Origin of the sequence: Lactobacillus sp. ESL0679, from assembly GCF_029433515.1 — a bacterium.
In the GTDB taxonomy this organism is placed as follows: Bacteria; Bacillota; Bacilli; order Lactobacillales; family Lactobacillaceae; genus Lactobacillus.
In genome coordinates, this window is record NZ_JAQTIG010000001.1 from 146720 (window position 1) to 159833 (window position 13114).

Annotated in this window: 9 protein-coding genes and 2 tRNA genes; 3 read left to right on the forward strand and 8 right to left on the reverse strand. The window is 41.7% G+C overall.

Annotated features, from left to right (window positions below; genetic code table 11):
- Window positions 1–10: 10 nt before the first annotated feature.
- Entirely contained in the window at window positions 11–3658 is a 3648-nt protein-coding gene (gene rpoB, locus PT287_RS00870) for a DNA-directed RNA polymerase subunit beta (protein ID WP_277131866.1), read from the reverse strand.
- 346 nt (window positions 3659–4004) lie between these two features.
- On the opposite strand from rpoB, the gene PT287_RS00875 reads away from it, so the two are divergent.
- Window positions 4005–4925, forward strand: coding sequence for an ISNCY family transposase (locus tag PT287_RS00875; RefSeq protein WP_277131868.1), 921 nt, complete (start codon window positions 4005–4007; stop codon window positions 4923–4925).
- Window positions 4926–5149: 224 nt separating this feature from the next.
- Window positions 5150–5374, forward strand: coding sequence for a hypothetical protein (locus tag PT287_RS00880; protein WP_277131870.1), 225 nt, complete (start codon window positions 5150–5152; stop codon window positions 5372–5374).
- 70 nt (window positions 5375–5444) lie between these two features.
- Here PT287_RS00880 and PT287_RS00885 read toward each other — a convergent pair whose 3' ends face one another.
- From PT287_RS00885 to PT287_RS00910, 6 genes are all read right to left on the reverse strand, one after another.
- A complete protein-coding gene (locus PT287_RS00885; RefSeq protein ID WP_277132448.1) occupies window positions 5445–7925 on the reverse strand; it encodes an ATP-dependent Clp protease ATP-binding subunit in 2481 nt (826 codons plus the stop codon).
- A gap of 197 nt (window positions 7926–8122) precedes the next feature.
- A tRNA-Pro gene (locus PT287_RS00890) sits at window positions 8123–8196 on the reverse strand.
- Window positions 8197–8241: 45 nt separating this feature from the next.
- Window positions 8242–8313, reverse strand: a tRNA-Gly gene (locus PT287_RS00895).
- Window positions 8314–8427: 114 nt separating this feature from the next.
- Window positions 8428–9984, reverse strand: a complete 1557-nt coding sequence (gene lysS, locus PT287_RS00900) for a lysine--tRNA ligase (RefSeq protein WP_277131872.1) — start codon at window positions 9982–9984, stop codon at window positions 8428–8430.
- 22 nt (window positions 9985–10006) lie between these two features.
- Window positions 10007–11020, reverse strand: coding sequence for a tRNA dihydrouridine synthase DusB (gene dusB, locus PT287_RS00905; protein WP_277131874.1), 1014 nt, complete (start codon window positions 11018–11020; stop codon window positions 10007–10009).
- A gap of 98 nt (window positions 11021–11118) precedes the next feature.
- Entirely contained in the window at window positions 11119–11745 is a 627-nt protein-coding gene (locus PT287_RS00910) for a histidine phosphatase family protein (protein ID WP_277131876.1), read from the reverse strand.
- A gap of 113 nt (window positions 11746–11858) precedes the next feature.
- On the opposite strand from PT287_RS00910, the gene PT287_RS00915 reads away from it, so the two are divergent.
- Entirely contained in the window at window positions 11859–12200 is a 342-nt protein-coding gene (locus PT287_RS00915; protein WP_277131878.1) for a YrdB family protein, read from the forward strand.
- 19 nt (window positions 12201–12219) lie between these two features.
- Here PT287_RS00915 and hslO read toward each other — a convergent pair whose 3' ends face one another.
- A complete protein-coding gene (gene hslO, locus PT287_RS00920) occupies window positions 12220–13110 on the reverse strand; it encodes an Hsp33 family molecular chaperone HslO (protein ID WP_277131879.1) in 891 nt (296 codons plus the stop codon).
- Window positions 13111–13114 lie beyond the last annotated feature (4 nt).

Below are 13114 nucleotides of genomic sequence, written 5' to 3' on the forward strand. Positions count from 1 at the left end.
AACCCCCTACTTATTTAGAAATCTTGTTGTCATCGTCAGATTCGTCAACGGCAGTTTCAGTCTTCTTAACTTTCTTAACTGGTTTGTCTTCATCATCAGATTTGGCAGTTTCTTCGGCTAACTTCTTCTTTTGTTGTTCTTCAGCCATCTTCGACAAAGTATCAATATTCAAATGTTCATTTGAATCATCATCCATGTCACGTAATTCAATTTCATTATGATCCATGTCAAGAACGCGAATGTCCAATCCTAATGATTGTAATTCCTTAACAAGAACACGGAATGATTCTGGAACGCCTGGCTTAGGAATTCTTTCACCCTTAACAATTGCTTCGTACGCCTTTACACGACCAACAACATCATCTGACTTGTAAGTCAAAATTTCTTGCAGAGTGTACGCAGCACCGTAAGCTTCAAGAGCCCAAACTTCCATTTCACCAAAACGCTGACCACCAAATTGTGCTTTACCACCAAGAGGTTGTTGCGTAACAAGTGAGTAAGGCCCAATTGAACGTGCGTGAATCTTATCGTCAACCATGTGAGTCAACTTCAGATAGTGCATGATCCCAACTGAAACCCGGTTGTGGAATGGTTCACCTGTACGGCCATCGTAAAGAACAGTCTTACCGTCTTTATCGATTCCGGCTTGGTGAACTGTGTCCCAAACATCATCTTCACTAGCACCATCAAATACTGGTGTTGCAACGTGAATACCTAAGCTATTTGCAGCCCAGCCCAAGTGTAATTCCAAAAGCTGACCAATGTTCATACGCGAAGGAACACCCATTGGGTTCAAACAAATATCAACTGGTGTACCATCTGGCAAGTATGGCATATCTTCTTCTGGAACAACTGCAGCAACCGTACCTTTGTTACCGTGACGACCGGACATCTTATCTCCGACTTGGATCTTACGCTTCTGGGCAATGTAAATTCTAACCAAGGTGTTAACACCTGGTGATAATTCGTCGCCCTTTTCACGAGTATAAACCTTAACGTCGCGAACGATTCCGCCGCCGCCGTGAGGTACCCGCAAAGAAGTATCACGAACTTCACGCGCCTTTTCACCAAAGATAGCGTGCAATAATCTTTCTTCGGCTGATAATTCAGTCACACCCTTAGGGGTAACTTTACCAACCAAAATGTCGCCATCGTGAACTTCAGCACCAATGCGGATAATTCCTTCGCCATCGAGGTCCTTTAACGCATCTTCACCAACGTTTGGCAATTCACGTGTAATTTCCTCTGGGCCAAGCTTGGTGTCACGAGCTTCAGATTCGTAATCTTCAATACTGATTGAGGTGTATACATCATCCTTAACAAGTCGTTCTGACAACATAATCGAGTCTTCATAGTTGTACATGTTCCAAGTCATGAAGGCAATTACTGGGTTTTGACCCAAAGCCAATTCGCCGTGGTCCATTGTTGGGCCATTAGCAATAACTTCGCCTTCAACAACTTCATCACCCAACTTAACGTTTGGTGTTTGGTTGTATGACTTCGAGTTGTTTGACCGGCGGTACTTTTCAAGAACGTATTCATCCAAAGTACTGTCAGCACGTCTAATCCGAATAGAGTTAGCATCGACGTATTCAACTTTACCTGCAGCCTTAGCAATTAAAGCAGCACCAGAATCGTGGGCAGCACGATATTCCATTCCAGTTCCAACAAGAGAACTGTGTGGATTAATTAATGGAGCAGCCTGACGTTGCTGGTTAGCACCCATCAAAGCCCGGTTAGAGTCATCGTTTTCAAGGAATGGGATACATGCAGAAGCAACAGACACAACTTGCTTAGGAATAACGTCCATGTAGTCAATCTTATCTGGACTAACTTCGACGTTGTCTTCCTTTGAACGAGCCAAGATTAATTCATCCTTAAATGAACCATCTGGATTAAGCGGTGTGTTAGCTCCGGCAATAATATAGTTATCCTCAACATCGGCTGTTAAGTAGTCAATCTTATCAGTAACCTTATGGGTCTTCCAAGAAACGCGACGGTAAGGTGTTTCAATAAAACCATACTTGTTAATCACAGCGTATGTTGCCAAAGAGTTAATCAAACCAATGTTTGGACCTTCTGGCGTTTCAATAGGACATAAACGACCATATTGGGTATAGTGCACATCCCGAACTTCGTATCCGGCACGATCACGCGTTAAACCACCAGGCCCTAAGGCAGACATCCGGCGCTTGTGCGTTAATTCACCCAGCGGGTTATGTTGATCCATGAACTGTGACAGTTGTGAGGAACCAAAGAATTCCTTGATGCTGGCAACGATTGGACGAATGTTGATTAATTGTTGTGGTGTAACAGTTGATGGGTCTTGAATTGACATTCTTTCCCGAACAACACGTTCCATTCTTGCTAAACCAATTCTGAATTGATTTTGCAATAATTCACCAACTCGGCGAATACGCCGGTTACCCAAGTGGTCAATATCGTCAACGTTACCGATTTCATCTTGCAATAACAAGAAGTAGTTGATTGAAGCCAAAACATCAGCAGGTGTTAAGTACTTAACGCTCTTGTCAATGTGACCATTGGACATCATCTTAACAACACGTTCTGGATTTACCTTTGAGTAAACCTTGATCTCTTGAACACTAATTGGATCTGGCAGAACACCTTCCTTAGATGGTTCGTAAGTAACCATCTTGAAGTCATCGCGGTCAAGGTACTTCTCTAAAGTATCCATTACTTCATGAGTAACAACAGTACCCTTCTTAGCAATGATTTCACCAGTGTCAGGATCAGCCAAAGTTTCAGCCAAAGTTTGACCGTATAAGCGGTTCTTCAGTGATAACTTCTTGTTGACCTTGTAACGACCAACTGGAGCCAAGTCGTAACGACGTGGATCAAAGAAACGAGCATAAAGTAGCGACCGTGAAGAATCAGTTGTCTTCGGCTCACCAGGACGTAATCTTTCGTAAACATCCTTCAATGCTTCTGCAACTCGTGAGTCAGCAGGGTTCTTATGTACGTCCTTGTCCAAAGTAAATTGTAACGTATCACTTTGACCAAACACGTCTAAAATATCGCCGTCTGAGCCAATCCCCATTGCTCTGATTAATACAGTCAAAGGCAACTTACGAGTCCGATCAACACGAACGTATGAGATGTTCTTGGCATCAGTTTCGAATTCCAGCCATGCCCCACGGTTAGGAATGACAGTTGTGCCAAAGATTTGGCGGCCATTCTTATCATAGTCACCTGAGTAATAAACACTTGGTGATCTAACTAACTGTGAAACAATAACTCTTTCGGCACCGTTAATAATGAATGAACCAGATTCAGTCATTAATGGCAAGTCGCCAAAGAAAACATCTTGGGTCTTAATTTCACCGGTTTTTTGGTTAGTTAACTTCAAAGTAACGTGCATTGGTGCTGAATATGTCGCATCATGATCACGGGCTTCATCAACGGTATACTTAGGCTTTTGTAATTTATAACCCATGTATTCCAAAGAAAGCTTACCTGAGAAGTCACTAATTGGCATAATGTCGTCAAAGACTTCCTTAATACCTTCATCCAAAAACCACTTATATGATTCGGTTTGAACATCAGTCAAGTTAGGTAGTTTCAGCACTTCTTTAATCCGTGAAAAACTACGTCTTGTCCGGTGTTTACCATAGTTCACTACGTGTCCATTTAACAAGGAGAAAACATCCTTTCTGTTAGAGAAAGCAAATATTACATTTCGTTTACAAATTCAAAAGGCTGGAATTTTAAGCATAAAAAAGACAAAAACAACATTGTCGTTTTTGTCTTTTATTATTCTGCTGGACAATATATCAGCAAAATTCTGAACTTCAGCCTTTTTAATCACGCTTAAATATAACAAAATTTGCCTATTATGTCAACTGATTTAGTTTATACCAACTAATTCTGTGATTAATAAGTGATAATGTCTTAGGTATTATTAAGCGATAATGTCCCAAATATCTATGGCATAATTTCCTTTATTGGAGGTTATGCTCAAAGTGAAAAGGATTAATTTATCTATGAAAGCTGAAAGAAAATATCAAATCATTAAAGAACTAGTTGATTACCATGCTAATAAGAAAAGAGCGGCCCTTGCTTTAGGCATCACGCTCAGACAGGTTAACCGCCTGCTTAAAAAGTATCAGGCACAAGGAAAAGCGGCCTTCATTCATGGGAACAAAGACCGCTTGCCTGTTAACCACCTTACCAATGAGATTAACAAGCAAATTGTAACTCTTTATCAAACTAAATATCAAGGTGCTAACTTCAAGCATTATACTGAATTATTAGCGAGCCGCGAACAGATCCAGGTTTCTTATGCCAGTGTTTATCAGCGTTTGACTAAAGCCGGCATTTATCCGCCTAAAACTTGGCGCCGCACTCGTAAACGCTTGGCTAAAGCTAAGTATCGCGTTAAGCATCCTCAAGCCAATAATAAACAGGTTAATGAGTCCGTTAACCACATCATTGCCTTAGAGGACGCTCACCCACGCAAGGAACGCTGTAAATATTTTGGCGAGGAAATTCAAATGGACGCCTCGGATATTGTCTGGTTTGGCGCGAAAAAAGCCTCACTGCACCTAGCAATTGATAATGCGACTGGCAACTTGGTCGGGGCTTACTTTGACTGGCAGGAGACCTTAAACGGTTATTATCATGTCTTTGAACAAATTCTCAAGCAATATGGTATTCCTTACTGCTTCAAAACAGACAACCGGACAGTCTTTAATTACGAAACTGCCAAGACCAAACGTGAAGAACGCGATGTCCTGACCCAATTCGGCTATGCCTGCAAAACATTAGGCACAGGTCTAGTTACTACTAGTGTATCGCAGGCTAAGGGCATGGTTGAACGGGCTAATCAAACCGTGCAAAGCCGCTTGAAAATAGAACTGCAGTTGAAAAAATTACCACCATTGAAGCTGCCAACCAGTACCTGACAGAGACCTTTGTTCCTAGTTTTAACCAGCAGTTTGGTCAAGACTACCACCAGTTTCCCACTGTCTTTGAAAAAGCTCCTGACGCAGCCAAAATCAACTATATCTTAGCTGTTTTGTCTCCTCGGGTCTTTGATGGTGGTTCGAGCATTTCCTTCAAACGCAAGAAATATCAGGCTAGAGATGAAAATGGGCAGCTGATCTGCTTCATGGAGGGCACTAAGTGCTTGGTAATTCAGGCACTCGATGGGCAATTATTAGTCACAGTTGATGAACAAGTTTATGCTTTAAGCGAACTAGCTGTAAACGCCCAAGTTTCACCAGAAATTGACCCAGCAGAAAAGCCCAAGAAACCCAAGAAGAAATACATTCCACCAATGAGTCATCCGTGGAAACGGGCTTCCTTCATCACCCAGCAAAAGCGAGCGCATGAGAAACATCAATACGTATAAAAACAGCGGGATATTTTCCCGCTAATGTTTAACAAATTTTGGGACATTTTCCCTTATTATTGACACTGATTTAGTTTATACCAACTAATTCTGGATCAGCTGCTTTAACAACTTCAAACTTCAGCTTGTCATGATTACTGCCAATCTTAAGTAAATCGCCAGCTTGCAGTTCGCCTTCAATCAGCATTGAAGCCACTTCATCTTCAACATCAGTTTGAATTGCCCGTCTAAGCGGCCGAGCGCCCATTTCTGGATTATAACCATCCTTAGCAATTTTATCCATTGCCGCCCGGGATAATTTAAGCTGAATACCCTTTTTAGCTAACCTGTCGATTAACTTGCGCGTTAAGAGCGTAACGATTTGCCGCAATTGGCTAGCATTCAATTCATCAAAAATGATTGTCTCGTCAATTCGGTTCAAAAATTCCGGTCTGAAGAATTGCTTGAGTGCTTGCTTAACCCGCTCACGCCGCATCTTAATTTGGCTAGAATTATCGGCATTAAAGCCAACTGCCTGCGTTTCAAATAATGAACGCGAACCCAAGTTGGAAGTCATAATAATAATCGTATTCCGGAAGTCAATTTTTCTTCCCTTAGAATCGGTTAAAAAGCCGTCATCAAGAACCTGCAATAACAAGTTAAACACGTCAGGATGTGCCTTCTCGACTTCATCAAGCAGAACAACTGAATATGGGTGACGTCTCACCTTTTCAGACAGCTGACCGCCCTCATCGTAGCCAACGTAGCCGGGAGCCGAACCAATTAACTTGCTGCTGGCAATCTGATCCATATATTCAGACATATCAATTCTAATTAAATTATTTTCTGAGCCAAACATTGCAGCTGCAATCGCCTTAGCTAGCTCAGTCTTACCAACACCAGTTGGTCCTAAAAATAAGAATGAGCCAATCGGACGATTTTCATCTTTAATCCCGCTGCGGCTGCGGCGAACTGCCCGACTAACTGCTGAAACCGCCTTGTCCTGACCGATAATGCGGCGGTGCAAGTCACTTTCAAGGTTGGCCAACTGCTTCAACTCGTTTCGGTTCATTTGCGTAACCGGAACGCCAGTCCAATTAGATACCACTTTAGCAATATCTTCCGACTTGACCACAGCTTTACTGTCAACTTTTTCTTCCAGTCGATTAGCCAGCTTGTCCCGCTTCAATTGCAAACTGTTTTGTCGGTCTTGCAGCTTAGCAGCTTCAACAAAGTTCTGGTTGACAGCTGCCTGATTCTTTTGATCAATTACCTGCTTAATTTGGTCATTAACCTGCATTAACTGGTTGTCAGGCGCCTTGTTCGTCTTAATCTTAACTGCAGCACCGGCCTCATCAATCAAGTCAATTGCCTTGTCGGGCAAATAACGGTTAGAGATATAGCGACTAGACAAGTCCACCGCATCCTCTAGAGCAGCCTTAGTAAATTTAACATGGTGGAATTTTTCATATTTAGCTTGTAAGCCAGTTAAAATTGCTAGTGATTCTGCTCGTGAAGGTTCATTGAGGCGAACTTGTTGGAAGCGGCGGGCTAAAGCCTGATCCTTTTCCACATACTTTTGGTATTCATCAAAAGTTGTTGCTCCAATCATTTGAATGTCGCCGCGAGCAAGTGATGGCTTCAAAATATTAGCTGCATCGATTGAGCCTTCGGCACCACCAGCACCGATTAAGGTATGCATTTCGTCAACAAAAAGAATAATTTTACCATCTTTGGTAATTTCTTTAATAATTTTCTTCATGCGGTCTTCAAACTCACCGCGGTACTTGGTTCCAGCTACTAAGCCGCCCAAATCAAGCGAAATTACCCGCTTATTTAATAAGTCATGTGGTGCCTTTTTATTCACGATCGCCGTTGCGATTGCTTCAGCAACCGCTGTTTTACCCACACCGGGTTCACCGATTAAGACCGGATTATTCTTAGTGCGCCGCGATAGGATTTCAATTACTCGAGCAATCTCTTGATCGCGACCAATCACTGGATCAATCTGTCCGTTTTCTGCACGTTCATTTAAATTAACCGAAACTTGGTCTAACGTCGGCGTCGTGCTCTTAGGCTTATTATTTATTTCAGTTGGTGCTGCACCAAACCAATCATTATCAATTTCTGAGTTGTCCTCTTGACCAAGGCTGCGCTGAGCATCATCTCGCAAACCTTGAATATTAATATTCAGATTACGCAAAATAGTCGCTGCTAAAACTTGCTCACTAGAAATTAGCCCAAGCAAAATATGACTGGTCTTAACCTCGCTTGAGCCACCACGCTCTGCTAATGTGCCGGCATATGCAAGCGCCATGCTCAAACGCGGCGACATCTCCATATAACTGGTTTTAGCGGCAGAACCATAACCGGTGTAGCGCTCAATTTCTTCACGAATGGCAGTAGGTGTAGCTCCCCAAGCCCGCAAATCCTTGCCGGCTTCGCCATCTGATTCAATCACCATCGCAAGCAGTACATGTTCAGTACCAATTAAACGATGATGAAAATTCTGTGCTTGTTCACGTGCAATCTCTAATACTTGATTTGCACTTTTACTGTAAGAGTTCTTCATCATAGCACCACCTTAAAATGACATGAATATTGGTAATCTCTTTAAAGCCAATTGTAAAACCATTTACTTTAAATGGTTACTGTTCATGTCAAAAACATTGCAATTATTATAGCAAAGACAATGTACTTACGCTAATATTCCTTACTATAATCATTTATAGACAACAAAAAAACTGCCCGTTACCAGACAGTTACTTATCGGGAAAACAGGATTCGAACCTGCGACCTCTACGTCCCGAACGTAGCGCTCTACCAAGCTGAGCTATTTCCCGTTTCAATAAAAAGACTCACCCAAGCGGTGAGTCTTTTTATTATGAAGCGGAAGACGGGATTCGAACCCGCGACCCCCACCATGGCAAGGTGATGTTCTACCACTGAACTACTTCCGCAAGACATTTATTATTATAGCAAATGAATTTGATTTTGCAAACCTTTTTTGCAAGAAAAAAAGGAAATTCTTCGAAAAGAATTTCCTAATTGCCCAAAAAGCCTAATATAACAGCTTATTTTGCAGAATTATTTTTTGCTTTTTTCTTTAAATCTTCTTGAACTTCACGGTCAACGTCTTCAACCTTTTCAGGACGCATGGTTGGGAACAACAGAACATCCCTAATTGCTGGTGCATCTGTTAAGAGCATGACCAACCGGTCAATTCCGATTCCAAGTCCACCTGTTGGCGGCATACCGTATTCCATTGCCCGCAGATAATCTTCATCAATCAAATCGGCTTCATCGTTACCTGCTTCACGTTCAGCCATTTGTGCTTCAAACCGCTCACGTTGATCAATTGGATCATTTAATTCGGAGAAAGCGTTACCGTACTCCTCACCCATAATATAAATTTCAAACCGGTCAGTGAAACGCGGATCGTCAGCATTCTTCTTAGCTAATGGTGAAATTTCAACTGGGTGACCATAAACAAAGGTTGGGTCAACAATGGTTTCTTCACAGTACTTTTCAAAGAAGGCATTAATAATGTGACCAACTTGCCAGAAACTTTCAACCTTAATGCCATGATCTTCAGCAATCTTGGTTGCTTCTTCAACGCTCATCTTCTTCCAGAAGTCAACGCCAGTCTTTTCCTTAATCAAGTCAACCATGTGTACACGTCTATATGGCTTGCCTAAATCAATTTCTGTACCTTGGTAGGTAACTTTACCATCTGGTGAAACAACTTCAGCAGCGGCCCGAATAATGCCTTCTGCTTCATCCATTACATCGTGGAAGTCAAAGTAAGCACAATAAGTTTCCAGCTCGGTAAATTCTGGGTTATGGTGCGTATCGATCCCTTCGTTTCTGAAGACACGGCCGATTTCATAAACTCGTTCCATGTCCCCAACCATTAACCGCTTAAGTGGCAATTCCAAGGCAATCCGCATGTAGAGGTCAATGTCGAGTGCATTATGGTGAGTTACAAATGGCCGTGCTTCTGCACCACCAGGAATGTCGTGCAAGACTGGAGTTTCAACTTCCAAAAAGTCTTGTTTATTAAGATAATCACGAATTGCTTGAATAATTTGACTACGGTGAACAAAACGCATGTAACTATCATGATTAGTAATCAAATCAAGGTAACGTTGCCGATAAATCTGTTCAACATCCTTTAAGCCGTGGAACTTATCAGGAAGTGGGCGCAAAGCCTTGGATAAGAAAGTCACGTGAGTTGCCCGAATAGTCAGCTCACCAGTGTCAGTCTTCATGACTTCACCATCAATTCCTAAGAAGTCACCAATATCTGATTTCTTAAAAATTTGATAGTTGTCTTCGCCAACCATGTCTTTTCTAACATAAATTTGAATCTTACCAGTACGGTCATAAAGATCAGCAAAGCCAACTTTACCCTTACCACGCTTAGCAAGCATTCTACCTGCTACTCTGGTTTTAGGCATGTCTTCGTTTAACTCATCCTTATCATCAGCGTGATACTTTTCATTTAAAGTTTTCGCCAAGTCTTGCCGTTCAAATCTTCTCATGCCATATGGTTCAATGCCATGTTCACGTAATTCTGCCAACTTTTGGCGACGAACGATCAACTGGTCATTCATTTCATTCTTTGCCAATTACTTTTCCTCCATTAATTTATTAACCGCGTCGAGCCGTCTTTTGTGCCTGACGCTTCTCATAATCTTCAACAAAGTTATCCAGCAAGTCGTAGACTTCTTGTGCTGTCCATACTTCATTTATTTTAGCACGGGTTCGTGCTGAACGGGGAACACCCTTCAAATAATAAGCCGCTTGCTGTCTAAATTCAGGTACCGCAATTCTTTCACCCTTTAAGTCAACCAAGCCTTGCAATTGGTGTTCAGCGGTTGCTACCTTTTCGCGCACCGTTTGCGGTGTCAGACGTTCACCAGTTGCCAAATAATGGGTCATATCTTTCAAAATCCACGGATTACCCAAGGCGGCACGACCAACCATTACGGCTGTTGAGCCAATCTCTTTTAGCGCCTTTTCAGCTAGTTCCGGCGTTGCAATATCGCCGTTAGCAACAAATGGCACATCAAGCACTTGGGCAACATCATGCAAGGTTTCCCAGTCAGCATGTCCCTGATACATCTGTTTACGAGTTCTACCATGCATCGCGATCATGCTGGCACCAGCTTCTTGAGCTGCCAAAGCATTTTCCACAGCAAAAATATGCTTGCGATCCCAGCCAATACGCATCTTGACACTAACAGGTTTTGACACGTTTTGGACAACTGCATGCACCATTTGGTAAATCTTGTTTGAATCAAGCAGCCACTTAGAACCAGCGTCCGTTTTCGTGATTTTAGGCACCGGACAACCCATATTAATATCAATAATATCAGCATCGGTATGCTGGTCAATGTATTGCGCCGCCTGCAGCAATGTTTCTTCGGTTCCCCCAAAAATCTGAATACTCATTGGGTGCTCACGCGGATCAACCTTCATCATTGACATTGTTTTTTTATTTCGATAAATGATTCCATGATCAGAAATCATCTCGCAAACGACCATTCCAGCGCCAAATTCTTTACAAATCATGCGAAATGCCGAATTTGAAACCCCAGCCATCGGTGCAACAACCACACGATTAGGAATGGTAATATCGCGAATCTTCCAACTATTATCCACCAAATCATCCTTTCAAATACTTTAACATCATAACAAAAAAGACTAAATCAGCAAAATTTCACGGTGTCAATTACTTAAAAGAATAACTGGCAATTATCTTATTTTGCAATAAAGAAATTGCTAGGAGCTACCCGATTGTAATAACGTAAGAAGGCTTTTTTGCTGCGATCATCAACTGAAAAGTTAATTACACCAGCATTTTGCGCCTCACCAACTAAGGAAATATGCGGAATCCCTAATACGTTTTGAACTAGCGAACGTGAAGCAGTCCCATGAAAAACAAGCAGCACCGATTCATTTTCATGTTTTTGCACTAAATCATGCCAAAAGTCCATCAAGCGGTCAGCCAAATGTTGATAGCTCTCGCCGCTGCAATAGTCACTATAATCTTCTGTAAAATATCCTAATTCATCAAAAGCTTGGGGAAATTTTTGCTTGATCTCAAGCGCATCTTTGCCATCCCAATTGCCATAATTCATTTCTTTTAAGCGATCGTCAAAAATAATTTGGTGCTGCCCGCGATCGATAATTTCAGCCGTTTGCTTTGCCCTTGTTAATGGACTAGCATAAACACAATCAATCTGACTAATATCAAAACTGTCGCGCAGGGCTTCTACTTGCTTAATACCGGTTTCATTAAGTGGCAAGTCAGTAGCAGAACCATTAATTTTTAGGCTTTTATTTGTATCGGTTTCACCGTGACGCACAATATAGACGTTTAACATGTTGTTACACTCCTTTTCATCTTTGTTCAACCCTTTCATTATAATCAAAATTGGTATTAACCGCACCCTGATTTTGAATTATACTTAAAAAATAATAGAAAGGATATTGGTTGATGAATTTTATTAAAATAATTACACTTAGCTGCCGCTTTTTATTAGAATGTGCAACAGTAATTGGCATCTTCAGCGGCACGTTTATTAAGCACGACTTTCTAAGCAAAATTACCTTTGCCGCAGTAGCAATCCTTATTTTCTTAGTCTGGTCACGTTACGGCGCACCACACTCGCCTCAATCCCTGACTGGAGCTACCAAACTAATACTGGAAGTTATTGTTTATACCATCGGCGGCAGCTGTTGGGTCATAATCTTTGGTAAGAACATTGGCAGCATCTATTCTACAATTGCTGTAATTGATTTAATCTTGATGTATCTACTTCAAATTGAACAACTCTAATTTCACAGAAGACACCGAATTAATATTCCTTGTCTGCTTTTTTCTTTGTCAAAATATCCTTTAGTTCCGCTTCCGTGTATTGATATTTATTGCCGCAAAAACTGCAGGTCAATTCAGCACCATGATCCTCGTCAATCATCGACTGCAATTGCTCAATCTTTAAGGTTTCCAAAATGTCAGCATATTTTTCCTTTGAGCAGTCACACTTAAAGGCCACCGGCTCTTTTGCCAAAATTTTGCAGTCGGTCCCTAAAATTTTGCGAGCCAAGTCTTCTGGTGTCATCCCTGCCAAAAATGATGTTGATAATGCTGGTAAATCATCAATATGCTTAATCGTCTTGGTAATCAAACTGTCACTAGCTCCCGGCAAAGCTTGCAACATAAAGCCACCAGCTTCACCAATTGTATTATTTGGATTAACAAAAACTGACAAGCCAACCGCTGACGGAATTTGTTCTGACTTAGTAAGATAGTAAGCAACGTCCTCAGCAATTTCACCAGACACAATTGGCACTTGTCCCGTGTATGGTTCCTTTAAGCCCAAGTCTTTTGTGATTTCTAACCAGCCTTGACCAACTGCCTTTTTAACATCGATATGACCATCATCTCGTGGTGGCAAAGCGATATGCGGATTCTTCACATAACCTTTGACTGTTAAGTCAGACTGGGCCGTAACTATTGTTGGACCAACTGGGCCATTGCCAAGTAAGCGCACCGACAATTCTTCCTGATCAGTCAATTCGGCTCCCGCCAGTAAGACACCAGCAACTAGGGTACGTCCCAAAACAGCAGAAGACGCTGACCAAGTATCATGTCTGGTCTGGGCTTCTTGGACTAAATCCTTAGCCGTTACCGTTAATAACCGTAAATTTTTCGTTTTATCAATTGCCTTAATTAAATAATCACTCATTTTA

Bases quoted from the DNA above. Each gene is read 5' to 3' on its own strand.
- PT287_RS00910 (WP_277131876.1), bottom strand. From the start codon at position 11,745: ATGTTAAACGTCTATATTGTGCGTCACGGTGAAACCGATACAAATAAA.
- PT287_RS00875 (WP_277131868.1), top strand. From the start codon at position 4,005: ATGAAAGCTGAAAGAAAATATCAAATCATTAAAGAACTAGTTGATTAC.
- PT287_RS00885 (WP_277132448.1), bottom strand. From the start codon at position 7,925: ATGAAGAACTCTTACAGTAAAAGTGCAAATCAAGTATTAGAGATTGCA.
- PT287_RS00915 (WP_277131878.1), top strand. From the start codon at position 11,859: ATGAATTTTATTAAAATAATTACACTTAGCTGCCGCTTTTTATTAGAA.
- hslO (WP_277131879.1), bottom strand. From the start codon at position 13,110: ATGAGTGATTATTTAATTAAGGCAATTGATAAAACGAAAAATTTACGG.